This is a genomic window from Xanthomonas vasicola (assembly GCF_000772705.2).
Classification (GTDB): domain Bacteria; phylum Pseudomonadota; class Gammaproteobacteria; order Xanthomonadales; family Xanthomonadaceae; genus Xanthomonas; species Xanthomonas vasicola.
Genome location: NZ_JSBW02000051.1, coordinates 119365 through 142704, shown reverse-complemented (window position 1 = coordinate 142704; position 23340 = coordinate 119365). Strand labels below are relative to the sequence as shown.

The following is a 23340-nucleotide window of genomic DNA, read 5'->3' as shown; positions in this document are numbered from 1 at the left end:
CGCTGGCTGCTGCGCTGGATCGCGTTTTTGCGTGCCTGGATGCGGGCGATGGAATGGCCATCCTTTAGCCACGTGCCGCTGTCACAGACGGCACGGGGCGCTTGAAGGGGATTTTTCAGGGACAACTGGCTATGGACGTACAACCACGAGCGCCCCAACATGGCGCTGGGCGGCATCACCCCAGCGATGAAATTGGCGATGACCGCATAGCTCCACTTTTGGCGACCGCTAAAAGCGGGGGGATTACCCCTGGTGCTCTATGCCAAGACACCGCGGGGACGTCAGCAACGCAATCGACGCGCGCCAGCGAAGGTCTCGCGTGCATCCTCCAGCTTGAAAGCCGCAGCGCGTGAGCGCGAGCCGTGGTTGATCGTTGCCTCCCCACAGTTACACGCACCCAGCGCGAAACACTTGGCCAATCTGTACGCACGAAGGATGCAGATCGAGCTGGCATTTCGTGATCTGAAGTCACATCGCTACGGTCAGGAGATGGAAGACAGCCTGACCCGTCGCGGCGAGCGGTTGCAGATCCTATTGTTGCTCAACACGCTGGCCACCTTCGCCAGTTGGCTGGCAGGACTGGGATGCGAAGCCACCGGTATCGCCCAGTGGCTATCGCCACGCAGCAGTGCACGCAAGCTCTACTCGACACTGCGCGTCGGCCGCGAGACGCTGGTCAGGTGCTGGCCGATGGAACCTGTCTCACGCTGGCTAGAACGCTTGCGTACACTGCCCGACGCAGCGCGCGAGCAGATGACATTGGTGCTGTAAAACGTGGGGATACCTAAGAACCTGACCCCGTTATTTTGAGGAACTGCTCGCCGGCATCCGCCTTCATCTACAGCAGCAGCGAGCCCTGGGCCACGACGCCTTCCGCGCGATGGTCGAAGCCAAGACCCGCCGCTTTGCGGGCGTCAGGCCCGCGCATCTGCCACGCAAGCCGGGCTCCGTCAATTGATAAGTGAACCTGACCCCGTTATTCGGCTGACGCTTCTGCATCGAACACCTCCGTGCGAGGATTGTACTCGCTTTTGGGTGTCCGAGATATCAGGGGTAGCCCAACCTGACCCCGTTATTCTCGAGCTCTTATGCTAATCAATGGCAGCCCGCCATCGAAACGAAATATATTATTTCTAGCGTGATTGACCTCCACGCTACTCACATCAAGATCTAAGCCAAGCATAGGAGAAAGAATCTCTATAAATGAAGCCGGCATGGGGAAACAATCAGCAGCCAATCGCAGGTCTTGCAACGCGCCATATTGAATATGAGAAGGAGCATGAGACGTAACGCCCTTGTCAAAATCGAATCGCAAATGAGATGTATTAAGTGGAAGGTCACGATTTTCTTCTATAGCTTCATACCAATTAAATAAATGATCTCCGATTTTTTCTCCATCCTGAGTTTCGTAGAATGACTCGGCTGCACTTAGAAAGTCTACGGCGCGTGCGTTAACTCGTAGCGGAGGCGGATAATAAGCAAGCCTTGCTTTCAGCAAACCTAGCGCAGAAAATTCGTAGTACATTTGGACAAAAGATCCATCCTGCAGCAAAAACGAATACTGAGCATTATCTATCAAGTACTGATATTCAAGAGCATAATAGATGTCTCTGTCGATTCCACGCTGGCGGTTTGCCCAAGTGATAACGCCAGAACTACCGACTATGGCACGATCAACCTGGAGAATCGGCCGGAGAACTGATCTTACGTGCTGCATGCCTTGCTGGACCGCTGCAATGCTTGTCATCACGCGTCCCCATTGCTCTCATCAAAAAAGTCTTCCTTGAAAAAATTTGCAAGCTCAGGATTCTTGCGGAGCATATCTGCAATCTTTTGATAGTCCGCAGCCTGTTGATCAGAAAGGGAAAGCAGGCTCTTCTTTTTCCGGACAGCGGTCTTTGAAGGACATATAAAACGGAATTTTGGTAAATCTGCCTTGATGCGCTCAATTTCATCACTTAACGATGAGACGCCGGCACCCACACCTGAGATATAGCACCAACCACGTGAACGCGTGAGCGCCACGAAGAATGCATTACGTGTCCGCAAAGTTCGATCGAGCGAAACATTCTCAGCATTTATCACAAAAATAATGTTTGCCTCGTTACCTTTCGCTCTAAAAGGGGTCGTTATAGTTACCGAACCCTTCGGCTTAAATATATCAGCACTTTCTACATAACCAGGTATAACAGAAGGAACCGAATGGTGCGTCAAATATTTTTGCATCTCAAGCATACTTTCCTTGTTGTTACCTTGCTTGAGATTCACAATGACGATCTCTTCGGCCGGGACTTCGTGATAGTCCAACAGCCTTCGCACTTGCGACGCAACATACTCTAATTGCTCAGCATCGCTCTCAAGCTGACGGATCTTTATCAGCTTAAGTGGATCGGCGCCTTCTGCGCGCAGCAAACCTTCTAAAATGTTCTTGCTATTTTCGTCTCCACGCTCGAGCTCTACTTGCTCACCCTCTTCTATGAAGAGACTATTAGGGGAAATTACACTATAGCCAAGCGCCTCCCAGTCGCCCCTTGTATAGAACATTTCATTGGGATTTGAAGTATATAATCCCATGGCCACACCATGTGCGGCCATAAGTACTGGACGTGGAGTGCGGTAGCAATTTGGAAGTACAAAGTCTTTCTGAATTTCGCCCGGATAGTAACCTTTGAGGGCAGTGTTCGGAATATTAGGCTGTCCATTTTCGTCTACACCAAACATTTCCGCTGGCTCACGCATCTGTGCGTCACGTAGCGACTGAAACTCGTCATAAGCCCATATAATTCTTTTATCTTGACCGACACCCTTGGTTAATTTATAGACAACCTGAAATACCTCATCGGGAAAATCTTGTGCCTCATCGATAAGCACCAAATCGTATATTGGCTCAAGCGCATGGCCAGCACGCTTCAGAAGATCATTGTAAATAAAGGCTAACGAATCTTGTGTATGACGCACTTCAGCCCACGTAAGTGGGCGCATGCCAATCCGATCGCAAATTGTAGAATACAGCCCTGGACGCTGCCGCCCGCCCCATGCGTGTAGCACGTGCATTTGATCGCTAAAGTCAGGCGCTTTCTTCGCCTGCATGGTGTAATGCTGAGCAATTAGCGATTGCACCTGCTGGTACATGCTTTGTGTATTGAAGAGATAAAGTATCTTGAAATCTTCAAACTTTGCGTGAGTAATCGCGGCCTTGAGGGATAGCACAATGGTTTTGCCAGTCCCGGCCAACCCCCTGATACGCTGCGGCCCCGGCGGTAGCTGCATTGAGGCAACCCGCTGAGCCTCATCTTGCTTGAAAATAACGCGTAAAGAGCGCTGGATAAAATCATTCCTTGTCCGCAAGGGGCGCTCATCAATTGCCTCTGAACGTCGCTGATACACGAAAGTCCCCTCTAAAAGGGAACAAATACTCGCGTATTCATCCTCACTCAGCGCCGCGTCACAGGGCAGCTCGTTTAACCAGCTCCTCAGATTCTCGACCGTGACATAGCCTGCTTCGTAGTTGGCAAATTTCTCGTACCAACCATCAACCTCATCCTCGGAGTTCCGACAAAATACAACTTTGGACTCGACGGGCACTCGAAGCCTACGGGTCTTTCGATCGTAAAGCCGCAGATCATTTTTTAGACGGCTAATTATTTCATCTGAATACAGCTCCATCACAAGATTCTTGGCGATAAAAGTGCCACCTGAATCCGCCCTCCAGTAATCAACGCCTTCTCGCTCATGCGCCGCGATAATCCGCTCCTCCACAACGTCAAGCAGAAGTATTCCGCGCTCTTTAGTGACAACTAAAAATGAAGGTACATCATCATCACTGACTCTCCCGAGCCGGGTCAGCTTATAGGCAACATAGCCATGTAGGTTCGCATGCTCTCTTTTGATATCCGAGAGGATTTGCATGTGAAAAGGCTTATTTTCTAAGGCCAATGAGCCCGCAAGCACGCCAAAATTTTCGACCATTTACAAATCCTCACCGTTGTGCCCGGACTTTACTCAAAAAGAAAAGCGACCACTAGGGTCGCTTTTCTTTTTTTGTTGTCAGTATTTCAATCAAACCCCAACAGGATTAGCCTTCTCAGGATCAATCTTGTACTGCTTGATCGCCCGGGCCACATCCTTGCCCGTCATCTTTCCATCCTTCGCCAGCGCGGCAATCGCCGCATGCGCGATGTAGTACCGATCCACCTCAAAGAAGCGGCGCAGGTTCGCACGCGTGTCCGAGCGGCCGAAGCCGTCGGTACCGAGGACGGTGTAGGTCATCGGGACGAACGCGCGGATCTGGTCGGCGAAGGCGCGAACATAGTCGGTTGCGGCCACGGCCGGGCCCTGGCGGCCTTCCAGCAGCTGGGTGACGTAGGGCTTGCGCTGTTCGGCTTCCGGGTGCAGGCGGTTCCAGCGTTCGACGGCGTAGCCGTCGCGGCGCACTTCATTGAGGCTGGGGCAGGACCAGATGTCGGCGGTGACGCCGAAGTCCTTGTCCAGCAGCTCGGCGGCGGCGATGGCTTCGCGTAGGATGGTGCCGCTGCCCAGCAGCTGCACGCGCAGCTCGCCCTTCTTGGGTTTGCCGGCGTCCTTGAGCAGGTACATGCCCTTGATGATGCCCTCGGCTGCGCCTTCCGGCATGCCGGGGTGGGCGTAGTTCTCGTTCATCAGGGTGATGTAGTAGTACTCGTCGATCTGGTCTTCCATCATCGCCTTCATGCCGTGCTGCATGATGACGGTGACTTCGAAACCGAAGGTCGGGTCGTAGCTACGCACGTTCGGAATCGAGCCGGCGATGACTTGGCTGAAGCCGTCTTCGTGTTGCAGGCCTTCGCCGTTGAGCGTGGTGCGGCCGGCGGTGCCGCCGAGCAGGAAGCCGCGCGTGCGCATGTCCGCTGCCTGCCAGGCGATGTCGCCCACGCGCTGGAAGCCGAACATGGAGTAGTAGATGTAGAACGGCAGCATCGGCACGTCGGAGACCGAGTAGCTGGTGCCGGCGGCCATCCACGAGGCGATCGCGCCCGGCTCGCTGATGCCCTGCTGCAGCACCTGGCCGGTCTGGTCTTCGCGGTAGTACATCAGCTGGTCGGCATCGACCGGCTTGTACTTCTGGCCGAACGGGGCATAGATGCCGATCTGGCGGAACATGCCTTCCATACCGAAGGTGCGCGCTTCATCGGCCACGATCGGCACGATGCGCGGGCCCAGTTCCTTGTCGCGCAGGGCGATGTTGAGGCTCTGCACGAAGGACATGGTGGTGGAATAGCTGCGCTCGCCGCTGTCCTTGAGCAGGCGCTCGAACTTGTCCAGCGTAGGCGCCACGAACGACTTGCTGGCCTTGGGACGGCGCGAGGGCAGGAAGCCGCCGAGCACGCTGCGGCGTTCTTTCAGGTACTGCACTTCCGGGGAATCTTCGCCGGGGTGATAGAACGGCACCTGGCCGTCTTCCAGCTGGGCGTCGGTGACCGGAATGTTGAAGCGGTCGCGGAAGTGCCTGACCGCCGCGTCGTCCAGCTTCTTGGTCTGGTGGGTGGGGTTGAGCGCCTCACCAGCCGAGCCCATGCCGTAGCCCTTGACCGTCTTGGCCAGGATCACGGTGGGCATGCCGGTGGTGTTCACGGCCTGATGGTAGGCGGCGTACACCTTGTGCGGGTCGTGGCCGCCACGGTTGAGGCGCCAGATGTCGTCGTCGGACAGGCCGGCCACCATGGCCGCGGTCTCCGGGTACTTGCCGAAGAAATTGGCGCGGGTGTAGGCGCCGCCGAAGGCCTTGCAGTTCTGGTATTCGCCGTCGACGGTTTCCATCATCAGCTTGCGCAGCACACCGTCGGTGTCCTTGGCCAGCAGGGCGTCCCAGTAGCCGCCCCAGAGCAGCTTGATGACGTTCCAGCCGCCGCCACGGAACACGCCTTCCAGCTCCTGGATGATCTTGCCGTTGCCGCGCACCGGGCCGTCCAGGCGCTGCAGGTTGCAGTTGACCACGAAGATGAGGTTATCCAGGCCTTCGCGGCCGGCCAGCGCGATGGCGCCGAGGGTTTCGGGTTCGTCCGATTCGCCGTCGCCGATGAAGCACCACACCTTGCGGTCGGACTTCTCGATCAGGCCGCGGTTTTCCAGGTAGCGCATGAACTGCGCCTGGTAGATGGCGGCCAGCGGGCCCAGGCCCATCGACACGGTGGGGGTCTGCCAAAACTCGGGCATCAGCCACGGGTGCGGGTAGGACGAGATGCCCTGGCCGTCCACTTCCATGCGGAAGTTGTCCAGCTGGGTCTGGCTGATGCGGCCTTCGAGGAAGGCGCGGGCGTAGATACCCGGGGCGCTGTGGCCCTGGATGAACAGCAGATCGCCTGGATGGTTGTCCGAAGGCGCGCGCCAGAAGTGGTTGAAGCCCACGTCGTACAGCGTGGCACTGGAAGCGAACGAGGCGATGTGGCCGCCCAGGTCGCCCGGCTTGCGGTTTGCGCGCACGACCGTGGCCATGGCGTTCCAGCGGATGATCGAGCGGATCTTCCACTCCAGCGCGGAGTCGCCGGGGTGCTTGACCTCGTTGGCCGGGGAGATGGTGTTGACGTACTCGGTGGTCGGCGAGAACGGCAGGTAAGCGCCGGCGCGGCGGGTCTGTTCGACCATGCCTTCCAGCAGCTGATGGGCGCGCTCCGGGCCTTCGACGTCGATGACGGCCTTGATCGATTCGAGCCACTCCTGGGTCTCGAGCGGGTTCGGATCGTTGTGCAGCACTTCGTTCAACCAGTTCATTAGCGCTCCCGGGGGACACACCCGCGGGTGTGTCGACATCATGAATTCGTGAACCCCCAAGTGTACCGCACGCACATCTTGGCATTGCTCGCTACGGGTGCGTATGGAATGGGACGCTGTCGTGCGCTGGGTGCGTTATCGATGCCGGCTGGGGCGCCGATCCGGCGCAGCGGCCGCGGCCGCCGTACGACCAAAGGATGAGGGCCAGCACGCGGCGGAGCCGCCGCATGCCACCTTCTCCCATCGGGAGAAGGTGGCATGTAGGGGTGGATGAGGGGACGGGCGAAGCCTGGTGGAGGTTGGGTCTACGAGGGCTTCGCCCCGTACCCTCACCCCAACCTCCGCTCCGCGCCCCGGCCCGCGCTTGCGGCGCGGGCGCTCTAAGGCACGCGCGCCATTGGCGCGCAAGCCGTGCCTTCTCGCCCCGAGGGGGAGAGGGGCTTTATCACCCGCGCCGTTGGTGTGCGAGGCGGCGGACGGGGCGGCGAGTGGGCAAGCAAACGAGGCCAGTCAAAACGCCTGCAGCGCTTCGGTCAGTTGGCCGTCGCTGGTGACGGCGCCCAGGGTGTAGCCCTGCCAGCCCGGGTAGGCGTTGGGTTCCCAATAGAACACTCCAAGCACGCGCGCGCCGATGCTGTTGCTGCGGCTGAGCAGGTTGCTGAGCATGGCGCGGGTTGTGGCTGCTTGCTGCCAGTCCATGCCGACCTCGGAAATCACCACGTCGCTGCCGTAGCGAGAGATCATGTCGCGCATGTTGGTGTCCAGGCGGCTGTTGTAATCCTGCCAGCTGCCGACGGGGGGGTAATGCGACATGCCGATGACATCCCACTTGCCGCCGGCCGAACGCAGGTTGTCGAAGAACCAGCGGAAGTTGGCATTGTCATAGCCGTTGGCCAAATGCACGACCACCTTGGCATTGGGATACACCGCCTTGGTGGCGTTGTAGCCGCTGTTGATGAACTGGCCCAGGTTGGCGAAGTTGGGCGTCTTGCCCTCGTTCCACAACATGCCGCTGTTGATCTCGTTGCCCACCTGCACCCAGGTCACGGTAATGCCGTTGTCCTTGAGATATTGGAGGATGCCCTGGGTGTGACCGTAGACATCGGTGTTGAGCTGGGCGACGGAGTGGCCGCCCCATGCCGCGGGTTTGGTCTGCTTGCCGGGGTCGGCCCAGCTGTCGCTGTAATGGAAGTCGATCATGATGCGCATGCCTTGCGCGGCGGCACGCTTGGCCTTGTCCAGGGTGTCGCGGCCATCGTTCCAACCGCCCGCAGGGTTGACCCACACGCGCAGGCGAATGGCGTTGCCGCCGACATCCTTGAACAACTTGATGAAGTCGGTGGTGTTTCCGGCCGAATCGCGAAACACCTGCGGCGGATTATTCGCCGCCTGCTGGTTGAGCCAGCTGACGTCCGCGCCCTTGGCAATACCTTGCGCGCTAACGCCAGCGCTGCACAGACACAGCAGCAATACGAGCAAGACGCGGTGGTAGTGCATACGAAAAATCATCATGGAACGCTCCCCTGGTTGATGGATAAAGCGCCGAGTGGCGCCTTGCTTGATTCCCCTGCATTGCTTCGTGCGCGCGACGGACCTGCGAGCACGCATTTTTGCCTCGCTTTGCGACGCTACAAAACGAACGCGATTCAAGCACGGCAGTACAGATCGGTTGAGGCCGCTATAGGTGCAAGGTCGTTGCGGCATATCTCAGTGCAGGAAAACCTTGAGCACGCGTGAGTTGTGCAGGCGCGTTGTTGTGCGGGTGCAGCAGTAACCGTGCGCGTGATTGCGCGATTGAACGCAAAAACGCCGGGCAAGCCCGGCGTTTTACTGCAACGTTCGATGGTGGTGATAAGCCGCTCTGCGCATGCAGCAAGGCTGCGCCAGGTGATGCGTCATTGCGCACCCACCCACAAGCCGCGGTTGCACGCCCCACTTATCCCATGGCGCGTGCGCCCTGCTGCTGTTGCTGGGTCTGCGACTGTTGATGTTCCAATGCGACCGACTGACGCGCTGCGTTTTCAGCAACGCGTTGGCTGCTCTGCTCCAGCGGGGTATTCATTGCAGTCATGGTCTCGACGCTCACACGTAGCTGTGCCGGGTCGTCGACGCGGCCCTGCACGGCGAACGTCCGCGCGGCATCTGGGCTCATCATCACTGCATCGATACGCTGGCCACCGGCGGCGTGCATTTCCGATGCGAGCGAACCGGATAACTGCGCGCTGTGGTGATCGGGCGTGCGCCCGGCACGTGCATCCTGCGCATGCACGCCGCGCTGGGCATCCTGGAACAACGCATTGCCCACGTGACCCGGCTGATCGATCCGCAAGGAGGTGTGGTCGTTGCTGTGCTCGAGCGCGTCGCGCTTGGCCGGCTCGCCCGGGGCGAGTGGGCCACGGATGGCGTCGATGGCGTCTTGGCCGAGGCCGCGCGCGCTACGCGTGAGGATGGTGGTACCGGTGCGCAGCCCGTCTATATCGCTGCGGTACTCGTCGATCATGCGCTTGTTCTGCTCGGCGAGCGGGCGCGCGTTGGGGTCCCTGAGTGCAGAATGTTCGCCCAGAAAGTTGCCCAGCTTGTGCGCCCCGAGCGAGCCGCCGGCCGCAACCAGCGGGTAGTCGGGAATCAGAAAGTTCGCCTTGCTGTTGCTGTAGCCGGCATCACTCAAGGTGACGATCTCGTCGGGCTTGGCGTACATGCGCACCTGCCCGAAGTGCGGCGATGCCGCGCTGACCGGGTCCGATGCCATGACGTGATTGATCACGCTGTTGCCACCTTCCGGAATGCGATAACTCAGGCTTGCCGCGCCATACGCGTTGAAGGTTTCGCCCTTGAGGGCGTAGTGGTGTGCGGACACCTGCGCAAGCGCGCCGCCGAGCGAATGGCCGGTGACGGTGACTTCCGGCGTACGTCCTTCTTCCTTGCCGAATTCCTTCGCGTAACCCAAGGCATGCTTGGTCAATGCCAACGCATCGGCTGCCTGCGGATTAGTCCGCGAGGTGACCATGGTGGCGTCAGTGAGAATGTCGTTGGCCGCACCTTCGGTGCCCCGATGCGCAACAACGATTTCGCCACTCCCCTCACGGCGGTAGATCGTGCCCTGGTAGCCGGTGGATTTATTGTTGACATGCTCGAGAACAGCGTAGCGCTGTCCTTCGAGTGTGACGATCTCTTCTTGCCCCGGGGCGCGGCGGCCTACTGCACGATCCTTATAAACGTCATCGGAGAGACCGGCGTATTGCGTTGAAGGAATGCTCATGGCGCAACTTCCTTGGCAGCCAACATGATGGTGAACAGCTTGTCGCGAATCTCTGGCTTGAACTCTTCGATATTGCGCTTGCCCATATCAGGGAAATCGCTCATTTCCGATCGCGGGTAACGCTCGCTCCAGTAGTACTTGCTCGATGCTTTCTGTCCGGTCACGGTTGCGGCTTCGATAAACGATAAGAACCGCGTCTCTTCCTCGGCACCGGTGGCCTTGAGCAGCACGCTGGCGCCGCTGAATTCCCAATGGCACACGCCGCGACCGTAGTAGTCCTCGTCCTGCATCAGATCCAGATACACGGTGCCGCGGTATTCGGTCTCGGAAATCTTTTTGAACGCTACGCTTTCCTGACTGGTGATGCGGCCGGCCGTGCCGGTTTCGGGCTGGATCCTGCCGCATTCCTGCTCGTTGCTAACATCGTATTGCGCGACAGCTTCCACCAGTCCAAACGCGCCAGGCGCCTTGTCCAAGGTGAGCGTGACCTCGTAGGCCTTACGCGGGCTCGGATTCACCTTGGCAAGACCGCGGCCGCCGGCCTGAACGTCGGCTGCTGCTGTGGCCTCGGCGGCGGGGGAATGGGTCTGGGTCATGCTGGTCTCCGGGGAGTTACAGGCCGTAAGCAAAAGGGCCAGCAGGCTTGGTGTCAGAATCTGGCGCAAGGCCGGCCTCCGTGGCAGGTGGGCGGTCAATCTAGTCCGCTCGCGTTCGGCCGGTCAATCGAGACACGTGAGGATGAGGTTGCTAGAGAGTTGTGCATGGCAGCAAAGCTGCCATGATCCAGCGCAGCTGCTGCCACGAAGAGTGCGCCATGCGCCACCGCCCGCGATCACTGCCCCACCAGACATCGGTCGCCGCGCGCATGCCCTGGCATCGCAGCTTGCGCATGCGTGTGCTGCTGGCGGCCACCGCGGTGCTGGTGGTGTTGCTGACGGTGCTGGGAACGGTGTTCTACCTGGGCGCACGCGCCGAGCTGGTGGAAGCGGCGCGCACCGAGGTGGACGGCCTGACCGAACAGACCGCGCGCAGCCTGGCGGCGCTGCTGGATTCGGTGCAGGTAAGCGGGCGCACATTGGCGGCCAGCAGCTGCGGCGTGGGGCTGCAGCCGTTCAATCTGCGTGCGTTGCTACTGGCCACGCTGACTGGCGACCCGGAGATCGGTGCGGCGCGCCTGATCATCGAACCGCGCACGCAAAAGGCCGGCGACAGCGGGTTTGTCTGGTACGTGCATCGCAGCGGCACGCGTGTGACGGAGAAATCCGCACTGGAATTGGGTTACGACTATCGCGTGATGCCCTGGTATCTGCGCACCCAGCGCGAAGGCCGCGCGTGGTGGTCCGAGCCGTCCCTGGATGCCAATGGCGGCGGCCTGTACACCAGCTACAACCTGCCGCTGCGCCGACCTGGCGATGCGCCGGATGCGGCGCCGGTAGGAATGGTGAGCGTGGACCTGCCGCTGCAGCACCTGCGCGAGATCATCGACCAGCTGCCACGCGATATCGGTATCCAGCCGATGCTGTTGTCGCCGGAAGGCATGCTGGTTTTCAGCCCCGACCCCGCGCTCAATCTGCACCATTCGTTGAATGCGTACGTGACCCGGTCGCGGCCGGATCTGCGGCCGTTGCAACGTGCCGTCGCGGCCGGCCAGCCGATTTCGTTTACACATACGTCGCCCGATGGCGAGCGCTTTTTGACCCATAGCGCAGCAGTGGGGCGCAGCGGCTGGACCTTCGTGTTGTCGGCCTCGGAAGGCTATGTGCTGGCGGGTCTGAACTGGCTGGCCGCGTGGGTGGCGCTGGCGGCGCTACTGGGTGCCGTGGTGTGGTGGTGGTTGATGCGGCGGATCACACGCAAGTTGACGCGGCCGATCGAAGAACTGACCGATACCGCCGAGCATTTCCGTCGTGGCGAATTCGAATATCCGTTGCAGCACATCGAACGCGACGACGAAGTAGGCGTGATGGCACGCGCCTTCGATAGCGCACGCGATGCGATCCGCCACCATATCGCCGAGATCGGCGAGATGACCGCCGCACGCGAGCGCATGCACAGCGAGCTGCAGATTGCGCGCGAAATCCAGCAGGCGATGCTGCCTTCCGGGCGCACCTTCGACCGCGCCAGTTCGCATCTGGAAACCTGCGCGTGGCTGGAACCGGCCAAGGCGGTAGGCGGCGACTTTTACCACTTCGTCGAAACCGAACCGGGCTTGCTGTGGTTCGTGGTGGGCGATGTCTCCGACAAGGGCGTGCCGGCGGCACTGTTCATGGCGCGCGCGGTGAGCGTGCTGGAAATTGCCGCGCGCCGATACACGCGCCCGGACGCCATCCTGATTGCCGCTTCCACCCGATTGGCCGAAAACAACGAGACCTGCATGTTCGCCACGGTGCTCTGTGGTTTGATCAACGTGGTGAGCGGCGACTACTGGCTGGCCAGCGCCGGGCACGAGCCGCCGCTGTTGATCGATATCGACGGCAAGGCGCACCCCTTGCCGCTGGAAACCGGTGCGCCGCTGGGGATCGAGCCGCAGGTGTCCTACCCGGTGCTGCAGGGCCGCATGAGCGCTGGGCAGACCTTGCTTGGCTACACCGATGGGGTGACCGAGGCGATGGATGAGCACGGCGCCAGCTACGGGTTGCAGCGGTTACTGGCCGCGCTGGACCCGCGCCGCAGCGCGGCGGCGCAATGCAAGGCGGTGATTGCCAACATCGCCCGCTTCACCGGCGAAGCCGAACCCTACGACGACATCACGCTGCTGGCGATCCGGCTGCGCCAGGAGCATGCTGGGCGGGTCGCAACCGCTGGCCGGGACGCGCCCGGAAAGGCAACGACTCCATGAAGCTCGATTTGGCGATTGCGCCATCGTTGGCCCAGCTGGCCGGCGCCAACGATGCACTGGAACAGTCGCTCACGCGCGAGGGCCTGCACGCCGAGCGGATCGGCCAGGTGCGGCTGATCGTGGAAGAGCTCGGTTGCAATGCGCTGACCCACGGCCAGTGCGCTGCACAGCCATTGCGCCTGCAGTTGCAGCTGGACCCGCAGGCCCTGGTGCTGGAGATGCACGACCCGGGCAACGCCTTCGACCCCTGCACCGCGCCCATGCCGGACGTGACCAGCCCGCTCGACGACCGCACCGTCGGCGGGCTGGGGTTGTTTCTGGTGCATCAGTTCGCCGATCACATCGACTACCGCCGCGATGGTGCATATAACGTGGTGCGCGTCACCCTGTTTCATCCGTACGCCCCTGTCCCCGAGGCCTTGTCATGACCACGCTCGCCATCCAGATCGACCCGCCGCAAGACACCCGTCAACGCGTCATCCTGACCGGGCGGCTGGACACCCACACCTACCAGGACCTGGATGCGGCGCTGTCGCCGTTGCTGGGAACCTTGATCACCACACTGGTGCTGGATCTCAGCGCAGTGGAATACATCTCCAGCGCCGGCATCCGCTGCATCTTCAAGGCCCGCAAGGCGCTGGCCACACGCCACGGCAAGGTGTTGGTGACCAACCCGCAACCGCAGATCCGCAAGGTCTTCGATATGGTCAAAGCGGTGCCGCTGAGCGACGTGTTCGCCTCCACCGAAGAGCTGGACGCGTACCTGGCCGCGATGCAGCGCAAGGTCATCGAACAAAGCGCGCAGAGCGATACGCCGATCGTGCCGCACTTCGCCGAAGCCTGAGCGCAGCCGTCCTACCGACGGCGCTCACCGCCGGGCGGGCGCGGCAAGGCGCGTACGTGGCATCGGCCACGCATGCAGTGCAATCGCCGCGGGCTTTCCTTCGGTGCCAACGGCTGCGCGCCACATCAATGTCGCCGACGTCGCCTGTGTGCACATGTGGGGACCTGTGTGCGTGGGTGCCGGCATCCTCCTGGTTAGGCTATGACGCCCTGCCCCGCGCGTTGCCATGCCCGTACTGATCATTTTCGATTTCGACGGCACGCTTGCCGATTCGTTTGGTTTTTTCCTCAGCACGCAGCGGCTGCTGGCCGAACGGCATGGCTTTCGCGCGGCGCAAGCGCATGAAGTCGACGATGCGCGGCGATTAAGCACGCGCGAGTTGCTCAAGGCATCGGGACTGAGCGCGTGGCGCGTGCCATGGGTGGCGGCCGACTTCATCCGGCTAATGCACGCCGCGCCACCGGTGGCGTTGTTTCCCGGCATTGTCCACACCGTGAGCGCGCTGCATGCCAGGGGTACCCGGCTGGCGGTGGTGTCGTCCAACTCCGTGGAGAACGTGCAACGCGCGCTAGGCGCGGAGCTGAGCACCACATTTGCCGTCATCGAAGGCGGCGCGCATCTGCTGGGCAAACAACGCGCCCTGCGTCGTGTGCTGCGTGCCACCGGGCACACTGCGTTGCAAGCGGTCTATGTGGGCGACCAGGTCGCCGACTGGGAGCAGCGCAGGCCGTGGGCCTGCCATTTGCCGCAGTCGCCTGGGGCTACGCGCACCCAGCCGTGTTTGCCGGATTGGCTGGCACGCAGGTGATCGAACGTGTGGAGGAATTGCTTGCGTTGAGCGGGCAGTAGGCAGCGGGAGTTGGAGATTGGCAAGAGTTGGGTATTGCCGGTAATGCGTGTCGACGCACCCGCATCCGCCCTTCGGGCATCTTCTCCCGATGGGAGAAGGAAGGTGCGATCTCGATGCGCGTGGTGATGCGCCCGGACAGCGCCAACTTCTACACCCCGCCCACCCGCGGCAACGGCGCCGGCACGTTCAACATCCCCCCTGACGCAACATAGGCTGCCAGGGCCTGGCCCTGGCTCAGCAGATGCCCGTGCATGGTGCGCTCGGCGCCTTCGGCATCGCCGCGTCGCACGCAGTCCATCAGCGCACGATGTTCTGCCAGCGATTGCGCCATGCGCCCCGGTGTCAGCAACTGACGGCCGCGATGCATCTTCAAGATGCGGTGCAGATCGTGCGTCACCCGGATCAACCATGGATTGCCGGCGTACTGCTGCACGGTTTCGTGGATCAGATAATTGTTGCGGTAGTACTCGGCCACATCGCCGGCTGCCGATGCGGCTTCCATGGCCGCGTGCAGTTCTTCCAGCCGTTGCACGCCGGCCGCATCGATGCGCTTGACCGCATCGTGCGCGCAACGGCCTTCCAGCATCGCCATCACCGGGAACAATTGATTGAGGTCTTCCAGCGTCAGCCGCGTGACCCGGCTGCCGCGGCCGGCATCCAGTTGCACCAGGCCTTCGGCAGCAAGCAGTTTGAGACTTTCCCGCAATGGCGTGCGGCTGATGCCGAGTTCCTCGGCCAGGGCTGGCTCGTCGATCCATTCGCCCGGCGGCAGTGCGTAGTCGTAGATCTTCTGACGCAGGCGCTCGGCCACTTCCTCGTACAGCGGCACGCGCTTTTTGGAGGCGCGCGAATCAGGAGCGAGGGTCATGGTGGGCAGGTCATCGGCGTGAGGGTGGGGGCGCCCATTCTACGTGGGCGCCCCGCGACGCTGTGGCGGACGGGCCAAATCACAGCCAGCCCGGCACCACGAACACCAGCCACGCCGCCAGCGGCCCCAGCAACACCACCAGGCCGCTATAGATCAGGAAGCGGCGGAACAGGCCATCGCGTTCTTCCTTGGCGGCCGAGGCCACCACCAACGCGCCGTTGGTGGAAAACGGACTGACATCGACGATGGTGGACGATACCGCCAACGCGCAGATCACCCCGGCCGCGCCCAGGTGGCCCTGCATCAGGAACGGCACCGCCAGCGGAATGGTGGCGCCTAACACTGCTGCCGACGAGGCGAACGCAGACACAATCCCGCCCACATAGCAGACCAGCAAAGCGCCCAACAGCGGCATGCCGATATGCGACACGCCGGCGCCGATGTAGTCCACTGCGCCAGATTTTTCCAGCACGGCGATGTAGGTCACCACGCCGCTGATCAGCAGCACGGTGGACCAACTGATGCCGTCCACCGCGCCTTTCTGTGCGTTGGGCGAGATCAGCGCCAATGCCACCGCCACCGTGATCGAGACCAGGCCGACGTTGAGGTTGTAGATCAGCGCGGCAACGCCCAGGCCCAGCAGGCCGATCAAGGTAATCACGCGGTCGCGGGTGATCGATACCGCCTCCAATGCCAGCGGGTCGGTGGACAAGGTGCCGCCGCCCGGCGTCACCAGCGCGCCATGCCCTTCGATCGCGAAGCCGCGGTGCGATGCCTGGTCGCCGGCAATGGGCACGTATTGCGCATCGGCCAGCGACAGCTCCTGCCGGCGCATCAACTTCAATCCACCGAAGGCACAGAAGCAGATGATCGCCATCATCAGATTGAAGCCCAGGCTGGTAAGAAATACCGCCATCTCGCTGACGTCCAGCCTGGCTTTTTCGACCACCTTGTTGGTGATGCCGCCGTACACGCTGATCGGCGAAAACCCGCCGCCCTGCGCGCCGTGAATCACCAGCAAGCCCATCATCAACGGATTGATGCGGTACTGCTTGGCAAAGCGCAGCGCCACCGGCCCGATGATGGCCACTGCCGCCGGCCCCAGCGCGCCGAAGGCGGTGAGTAAACCGGTGATGACAAACATGACCCACGGGATGGCGACGATGCGTCCACGTACCGCGCGTACCGCCCAGTGCACGAGCAAATCGATGGTGCCGTTCTTCTGCGCGATGGCGAACAGATAGGTAATACCGACCAGGGTAAGGAACAGGTCGCCGGGAAAGCCGGCAAGTACCTCCTTGCCCTCCAGCCCCACCCACACGCCGCCAATGATGAACGCCAGCGCGAAGGCCACCGCACCCATGTTGATGGGCAATGCGGTGGCAACGATGAACATGAGTACCAAGCCAAGAATCGTTGCAATTTGCGGGGTCATGCGCCCTCCCAGACACCTGATACGCGTACAGCACAGATGGCCACCCGCCATCCCAGGGTTACACCATGTGCAGGACCTACCTGATCGTCATGCCGCGCGCTCGCACGCAGCAGTGACCCACTCGACAACACCGTCGGTGCTGTGGAATTCATCTACCGAACGCACCTGGCATTCCGGTAATACTTCGCGCGCCATGCGCGCCAATGCGCTGCCAGGCCCGAGTTCGAGAAACACACGCGCGCCGCGTTCCGCCGCTTGCACCAGCACGTCATACCAACGCACGGTCTGTGCGATTTGCGCGGAGAGTGTGTCGATCACCAAGGCTTGCGTGTTGACTGCACGCGCATTGATGCCTGCCAGCACGCGCAGCGTGGGCGCGTTGAGCTGTGCCTCTGCCAATTCAAGGGCGAAGCCTTCGGCAGCCGCGCTTAACCAAGGCGTGTGTGCCGGCACGCTCACCGGCAGCAGCGTGACGCGTGCGCCTTGTGCGGTTGCAGCATCACCAAGCACCTTCAATGCATCGCGTGGGCCGCCAAGCACGGCGTGGTCATCACCGTTGATGATGGCAAGTGCTGCACCGTGCGTTTGGCAGAGCGTTTCGAGCACGCGCAACGGCAGACCGACCACTGCCATCAGCCCTGCCTGTTGCGGGCTGGCGGCATCCATCAACCTTGCGCGCGTCACGGCCAACTGCAGGCAGGTGTCGACAGACATGCTGCCGGCAACCGCATGCGCTGCCAGCTCGCCGACGCTGTAACCGAGCACCAGCAGCGGCGTTGGAAGCTGCGCGTGTAGTGCCTGCCAATGGGCCAGCGTGCCGGCGCATACCAATGGTTGGGCGATGGCATTGGCGTAGCGGCCTGGATCTGCAGCGACGGTCTGCGGCGCGGCGCCAAGCACACCGTGTGCGCTTGCGATGACGGCGGCTGCCGCAGGTGCATCGGCGACGCGCGCGAACATCTCGGCGTGTTGGCCGCCTTGGCCTGGGCAGAGCACGGCCAGGCTCATGCGGTGGCCTGCCTGATTCGGTTGGAATGCTGTGCGCGCGCGTTGCCACGTTCCATGTTGCGGCAGATGTGCCTGGACACTTGGATGCGGACTCGCATTGATGAGCAACGTGCAACATCTGCTGCGAATGGCCGCAGTACAGCGCTAACCGCATCCGCCAGCAAAACGCTGCTGCACTGCATGCGCGCATGCGGTGTTTGATCGACTGATATAAGGCAAACGCAGCTCATACCATCTCCTGCCGATGCAGGAACCATGCGCAGGCCAATAGATCTGCGCTGCCACCGGGACTCAGGCGACGCGCGACGAACTGCCGGCCGATCGCATGCAAGCGCACGCGCCACTGTGGTTGTGCGATGCCGCCGTCGGCAAGGAAGGCTGCTGCCTGCGCTTTGGCAAACGCCAGCCCGTCGGGCCCACCACGATGCAATAGATTGAGATCATCCACCGCGGCAATGAGCTGCATCAGGGTTTGTGCCAACGCCGCTTCCCGCGTGGCGCCACCGTCAAGTGCGCTGCGCAACGCAGGAAGTGCGATCTCGCGCAGCAATGGGTATCCCGCGGCGGCCTGTTCGCGCACCCCGCTGATGCGGTACTGCGCACGTACGCGCTGGCCATTGCTCTGCGGATTCACCGGTGCAGCCTGCAATGCATCGCGCCACATGCGTACGCCATCGCAGATCTCTTCTGCAGTGGGTCGCCGGCCGTGCGCAACACGCAGGCGTGCCGCCTGCGCCGTCAGCAAGCCCAGGCTGAAGATCGCACCACGATGTGTGTTGGTGCCACACGTGGCGCGCAGCATCGCGGCCTCGGCCTCGATCCCCAGCTGACGCAGCCGCTCGAACGACGCGTGGTCGATGCCGGCTTGGGCAAGAGCGACAAAATAGCCACGCAGGGCGAACAGGCTACGCACAAAGGTGGATGCATCCATGTCGGTATGACTGCCGCTGTCGAACGGCGTCACCAACCCCGGCTTGGGCGCGCAAGCCAGTTCTGCATGCAGGGCGCTAACCGCCAGGCGGCCGAGCCGATATGCAGCCTCGCGCGACGGCATAGGCGTATCGGCAACACACATCGCTTGCAGTTGCGCACTCATGCCGCACTCCATACTGGAAACAGCGCGGCACGCGGCAGCAGCCGGCAGCCTCGGTTAGATTTCACCAACACCTGCTGCGCGTTGCCGGCGTATTCGCGCCAGTTCACTGCGTTGTCGTCGGGCAGCAGCAGTTCGCCATCGGCACGTAGCCGATAACATTGCTCCCAGCGCTGCAGCAGTGCCACCACTGCGTGTGCGTGCTCGGGCATTTCGATGGACCAGAGCAGGTCGAGATCCGATTGCGCGTGCACGTACATCTGGCCGGTCAGGGCTTGCCAGGCAAAGCTGCCGAAGACACGCGGGTGCAATGCTTGCGCGTGTGTTTGAGCGAGCAAGGCCTGCAATGCCGGCAGCACCGCGACAGGCGCATGTGGCAACACCGCGTCCAATGTCAGCGGCGCCGTGCAGCGTGCGATATCGGCCACGTGCGCCTGGAGCGCCAAACGCTGCTTGCCCTCGCTGGGCGGCAGCGGCACACCAAGCCGCAGGGTGCCTGCTGACTGGCTGCCATCGCAACGCGCCACTACCGCTGGCAAGCCAGCAGCGAACCACTGCTGCAGCCGCAACTGGGCGCCCGGCGTAATGGCTTGCCACTGTGCGTCGCCGCGCAACCACACCAGGGCGTGGCGGCCGGCCATGCTCAGGCCTCGCCTGCTGTCACAGCCGTGGCAACATCGCGCGCCAGCGTGCGCCCGCCGCGTTGCGCGCCGAGTGCGCGGCGCTGGTCGCCATCGGCATGTGCGGCAAGTGCATCGAGCAGTGCCTGGGCCAGGTCGCCCTCCCACAGCGATTCCACCGCGCCCATGCGCACGTAATTTTCCACGCCCGGTGCGAATACCGGCGAGCTCTTGCTCAATGCCTGCAAGGTATCGACCGATTGTTTGGTCACGCGTGCCATCGCACGCAGATCCATGACGCGAATCTGCGCATCGGGCAGTGCGTGGATATGGTCGGCCATCAAGCCGAACGACAGAAATCCACCACTGACCGATTCGCCATACACCAGCGTGACCAGCCGCGCGCCGCGCTTGCGTGCCAGATCCAGCGACCGGGCCAGATGCGCGAAATAGCCATTGATGCCGAGCAATTCGTCGCGCCGCGCCAGCCGCTGCCCGGCGGTATCGGCCAGCATCACGATCGGGCGCTGCGGGTGCGCACGCGTGCTTGCCAAGACGGTGGCAGCCAATGCCAAGGCGTGATCAACACCCACTTCGAGCTTGTTGGCGGTGCCGATCACGGTGACTTCGCCGGCTGCAGTAGTCGCACTGCCGGTGAGCACATCGTCGTTGCGCGCGATGGCGTGACCGAGTGGAAACAGCTGATCGAGCAAGTGACTCAGTTCCATGGAAGGCTCCGGTCTGCGGTCGCGGCAAGAAAGGCCTCGGTGTCCAGCAGCGGCAGGCGCTGCGCATCGACGATGCCTTGACGCTTCCAGATCTCCAGCCCGTCGCGACAATCGCCATAGGCATCGATGCGTGCGGATAATTGCTGCTGCGCGTGTTCCAGCGCCTGCAATGCGGCTTCGTCTATCGCCTCTTGGAGTGCATCGAGCGTGGTCAGCGCGGCAGCGGCGAAGGCGCTGATGCGATCAGCCACCAGTGTTTGCGCCTCGCCAAGCAGGTAGCGATGCTTGCCGCCGGTGACGCGCCACACCAAGGCACGGTCGCGCGCATCAAACTCTTCCACGCCGCGCACGGTTTCGATCACGTCCGGGCCGGACAACGACAAACGGCCTTCTTCGGACATGATCACCGCACTACAGCAGCGCGCCACGATGCCCATGCCACCGAACGCACCGTTGCCGCTGCCGATCAAGGCCAGCACCGGCACGCCGGCGGCACGCGCGTTCAAGGTGGCACGCATGATTTCGGAGATGGCGATCAGCCCAGCGTTGGCTTCATGCAGGCGCACGCCGCCGGTGTCGAGTAACAACAACACGGCATCCGGTTGCGTGGCCGCAGCGCGTTCCAGCAAGCCAGTGAGTTTGGCGCCATGCACTTCGCCGACGCCGCCGCCCATGAAGGCACCTTGCTGCGCAGCGATCAACACGCTGCGGCCGTGCAAGTTGCCCTCGCCGACGACGATGCCGTCATCGAGGGCGCCGGGCGTGTCGAGCTGGGCCAGATGCGGACTGATCAGACGGCGACGCGGGCCGACGAACTCGCGGAAACTGCCGGCGTCCAGCATGCCATCGATGCGTTCGCGGGCATCGGCTTCGTAATAGCTGCGCTCGGCCATGGGAACGGTGGTGCTCATGCAAACCTCCCGATCGCTTGCGTGGGAGCGCACCCGGGCGCGACCGCAGCGTTACCGGGAACGTGCGTCGCGCCCGGGTGCGCTCCTACGGAATGGATGGAGCGGCTCATACGTCGGCTCCCTGCAGCACATCCAGCGCTTGTTCCAGGCGCAAGCTCACCACCGCCGGCGTGGCGCCAACATCGTTGATGCTGATGCGCACATCGCGCAGTGGGTGACGCGCGGCGAAGTCGTCCAGCACGGCCTGCCAGATCGTGCCAAAGCCACGTGCGGCGGTGAGGATTTCGATGTCCATGGCGCCCTCGAGCGGCACGCGCTCGACCAGCACCTCCAGATTGCCGGAGGCGACCACACCGACCAGCGCGTGTTCCAGCCCGGCGCGTGCGCCGCGCTGACCATCAAAGCGATATCGCAGGGTTTCCATGCTGTGCCCTTACCAATTGCGAAAGCGTTTCGGCGGGTCGTACAACCCGCCGGACCAGCGCACTAGGTCCTTGACCGTGCGCGCAGCGAGCAAGTCGCGCGTTGCATCGCGCGGGCGAATGCCCAGATCGTCCGGCCGCTTGATGACCCCGCGGTCGCGCAGGTTTTCGACCATGCGCCTGTCGCGCCCCAAACCAACCGCGGTATAGCCAGAAACGCCACGGATCGCCTGTTCGCGCTCTTCCGGTGTGCGGCACAACAGCAGGTTGGCGATGCCTTCTTCGGTCAACACATGGCTGACGTCGTCGCCGTAGATCATCACCGGCGGCAGCGGCATGTTGGCGCGCTCGGCCAGTTCCCAGGCGTCGAGCTTGTCGACGAATGCCGGTGCCATGTGCTCACGGAAGGTTTCCACCATCTGCACCACCAGCTTGCGCCCGCGCGGCATTTCGCCGGGCTTTGCCGCTTCGCGCCCGGCCTTGAGCCAGGCGGTGCTGGCATGCCGGCGGCCGCGCGCATCCGAACCCATATTGGGCGCACCGCCGAATCCGGCGATGCGGTCGCGCGTGGCGGTGGAGCTGTTGCCCTGCAGATCGATCTGCAAGGTAGAGCCGATGAACATGTCGCAGGCATACAACCCGGCGGTCTGCGACAACGCACGGTTAGAGCGCATGCTGCCGTCGGCACCGGTAAAAAAGATGTCCGGGCGTGCGGCGATGTACTTTTCCATGCCCAGCTCGGAGCCGAACGAATGCACCGAGTGCACAAAGCCCGATTCGATCGCCGGGATCAGCGCCGGATGCGGATTGAGCGCCCAATGCCGGCAGATCTTGCCCTTCAACCCCAGCGATTCTGCGTAGGTGGGCAGCAGCAACTCGATTGCGGCGGTATCGAAGCCGATGCCGTGATTGAGCCGGTCCACACCGTACTCGGCATAGATGCCCTTGATGGCCATCATCGCCATCAACACCTGGATCTCGGAAATCTGCGCAGGGTCGCGGGTGAAAAGCGGTTCGATGTAATTGGGCTTGGGCGCCTGGGTGACGAAGTCCACCCAATCGGCAGGAATATCCACGCGCGGCAGCGTGTCGACGATTTCGTTGACCTGTGCGATCACGATGCCGCCGTTGAACGCAGTGGCTTCCACAATTACCGGTGTGTCTTCGGTATTGGGGCCGGTGTAGAGATTGCCGTGGCGGTCGGCGGCCTGTGCGGTGACCAGGGCGATACGCGGGGTCAGGTCGATGAAGTAGCGGCCGAACAATTCCAGATAGGTGTGGATGGCGCCGATTTGGATACGGCCATCGCTGACCAGGCCCGCCAGGCGCGCGGCCTGCGGGCCGGAGAACGAAAAATCCAGACGCTTGGCGATGCCGCGTTCGAACACATCCAGATGCGCGGCCAGCGACAACACCGATTGCACCATGTGCAGGTCATGCACGCGCGCCGGATCCACTTCGGTAAGGCAACGCGCCAGGAAATCGGCCTGCTTCTGGTTGTTGCCTTCCAGGCACACGCGGTCGCCGGGCTCGATCACCGCTTCCAGCAGCGCCACCACATCGTCAGCCGCCACCACGCGCCCTTGCGGTGTCAGCGCGGCAGCGCGCTGCAGGCGCTGCCGCCGGCTTTCGGCCTGGGTGTCCCACTGTCGACTCATGCCTGCACCCCGGCGGGCCGGGCCCGTAATGTCAAAGTAATTACATCGTAATTATGGA

The 23340-nt window shown here is 62.1% G+C and carries 18 protein-coding genes and 2 pseudogenes; 5 read left to right on the top strand and 15 right to left on the bottom strand.

Going from position 1 to position 23340, the window contains the following annotated elements:
• Positions 1-249 precede the first annotated feature (249 nt).
• Positions 250-771, top strand: a pseudogene (locus NX05_RS14785) (transposase); the annotation flags it as partial.
• Between the two features lie 301 nt (positions 772-1072).
• Here NX05_RS14785 and NX05_RS22780 read toward each other — a convergent pair.
• From NX05_RS22780 to NX05_RS14760, 6 genes are all read right to left on the bottom strand, one after another.
• Positions 1073-1747, bottom strand: coding sequence for a DUF2290 domain-containing protein (locus NX05_RS22780; RefSeq protein WP_080764561.1), 675 nt, complete (start codon positions 1745-1747; stop codon positions 1073-1075).
• On the bottom strand, positions 1747-3969 hold the full coding sequence (locus NX05_RS14780; RefSeq protein WP_039438892.1) for a DEAD/DEAH box helicase: 2223 nt from the start codon (positions 3967-3969) through the stop codon (positions 1747-1749). The genes NX05_RS22780 and NX05_RS14780 overlap by 1 nt, the downstream gene beginning before the upstream one ends.
• Before the next feature lie 90 nt (positions 3970-4059).
• Positions 4060-6747, bottom strand: a complete 2688-nt coding sequence (aceE, locus tag NX05_RS14775; protein WP_010379561.1) for a pyruvate dehydrogenase (acetyl-transferring), homodimeric type — start codon at positions 6745-6747, stop codon at positions 4060-4062.
• A gap of 510 nt (positions 6748-7257) precedes the next feature.
• Entirely contained in the window at positions 7258-8259 is a 1002-nt protein-coding gene (locus NX05_RS14770; RefSeq protein ID WP_039434208.1) for an arabinogalactan endo-1,4-beta-galactosidase, read from the bottom strand.
• Between the two features lie 424 nt (positions 8260-8683).
• Complete coding sequence (locus NX05_RS14765) at positions 8684-10006, bottom strand: XVIPCD domain-containing protein (protein WP_039434206.1); 1323 nt, start codon at positions 10004-10006, stop codon at positions 8684-8686.
• A complete protein-coding gene (locus NX05_RS14760) occupies positions 10003-10602 on the bottom strand; it encodes a hypothetical protein (protein WP_039434204.1) in 600 nt (199 codons plus the stop codon). Before NX05_RS14760 ends, NX05_RS14765 begins: the two co-directional genes overlap by 4 nt.
• A gap of 182 nt (positions 10603-10784) precedes the next feature.
• Between NX05_RS14760 and NX05_RS14755 the strand changes: the two genes are divergently transcribed.
• The 4 genes and pseudogenes from NX05_RS14755 (at position 10785) to NX05_RS14740 (ending at position 14538) form a co-directional block, all read left to right on the top strand.
• Positions 10785-12845, top strand: a complete 2061-nt coding sequence (locus NX05_RS14755; protein WP_052239585.1) for a SpoIIE family protein phosphatase — start codon at positions 10785-10787, stop codon at positions 12843-12845.
• Positions 12842-13273, top strand: a complete 432-nt coding sequence (locus NX05_RS14750; protein ID WP_039434197.1) for an ATP-binding protein — start codon at positions 12842-12844, stop codon at positions 13271-13273. The genes NX05_RS14755 and NX05_RS14750 overlap by 4 nt, the downstream gene beginning before the upstream one ends.
• The gene (locus tag NX05_RS14745) at positions 13270-13689 is read left to right on the top strand and encodes an STAS domain-containing protein (RefSeq protein WP_039434193.1); all 420 of its coding nucleotides are present in this window, start codon (positions 13270-13272) and stop codon (positions 13687-13689) included. Before NX05_RS14750 ends, NX05_RS14745 begins: the two co-directional genes overlap by 4 nt.
• 226 nt (positions 13690-13915) lie before the next feature.
• Positions 13916-14538, top strand: a pseudogene (locus tag NX05_RS14740) (HAD hydrolase-like protein).
• A 149-nt stretch (positions 14539-14687) separates the two neighbouring features.
• On the opposite strand, the gene NX05_RS14735 reads toward NX05_RS14740, so the two are convergent.
• From NX05_RS14735 to mdcA, 9 genes are all read right to left on the bottom strand, one after another.
• Complete coding sequence (locus NX05_RS14735) at positions 14688-15407, bottom strand: GntR family transcriptional regulator (RefSeq protein WP_039434190.1); 720 nt, start codon at positions 15405-15407, stop codon at positions 14688-14690.
• 79 nt (positions 15408-15486) lie between these two features.
• Entirely contained in the window at positions 15487-16842 is a 1356-nt protein-coding gene (locus NX05_RS14730) for an SLC13 family permease (protein WP_039434187.1), read from the bottom strand.
• Between the two features lie 87 nt (positions 16843-16929).
• On the bottom strand, positions 16930-17850 hold the full coding sequence (gene mdcH, locus NX05_RS14725; protein ID WP_039434185.1) for a malonate decarboxylase subunit epsilon: 921 nt from the start codon (positions 17848-17850) through the stop codon (positions 16930-16932).
• A 226-nt stretch (positions 17851-18076) separates the two neighbouring features.
• A complete protein-coding gene (gene mdcB, locus NX05_RS14720; RefSeq protein WP_039434182.1) occupies positions 18077-18946 on the bottom strand; it encodes a triphosphoribosyl-dephospho-CoA synthase MdcB in 870 nt (289 codons plus the stop codon).
• Positions 18943-19584: a malonate decarboxylase holo-[acyl-carrier-protein] synthase gene (gene mdcG, locus NX05_RS14715; protein WP_039434180.1), complete on the bottom strand. Its 642-nt coding sequence runs from the start codon at positions 19582-19584 to the stop codon at positions 18943-18945. Before mdcG ends, mdcB begins: the two co-directional genes overlap by 4 nt.
• 2 nt (positions 19585-19586) lie before the next feature.
• Positions 19587-20291, bottom strand: coding sequence for a biotin-independent malonate decarboxylase subunit gamma (gene mdcE, locus NX05_RS14710; protein ID WP_010371719.1), 705 nt, complete (start codon positions 20289-20291; stop codon positions 19587-19589).
• Positions 20282-21184, bottom strand: coding sequence for a biotin-independent malonate decarboxylase subunit beta (locus NX05_RS14705; RefSeq protein WP_172645747.1), 903 nt, complete (start codon positions 21182-21184; stop codon positions 20282-20284). The genes mdcE and NX05_RS14705 overlap by 10 nt, the downstream gene beginning before the upstream one ends.
• Positions 21185-21308: 124 nt before the next feature.
• On the bottom strand, positions 21309-21626 hold the full coding sequence (gene mdcC, locus NX05_RS14700; RefSeq protein ID WP_039434174.1) for a malonate decarboxylase acyl carrier protein: 318 nt from the start codon (positions 21624-21626) through the stop codon (positions 21309-21311).
• A 9-nt stretch (positions 21627-21635) separates the two neighbouring features.
• Entirely contained in the window at positions 21636-23282 is a 1647-nt protein-coding gene (gene mdcA, locus NX05_RS14695) for a malonate decarboxylase subunit alpha (protein ID WP_039434171.1), read from the bottom strand.
• Positions 23283-23340: the final 58 nt, after the last annotated feature.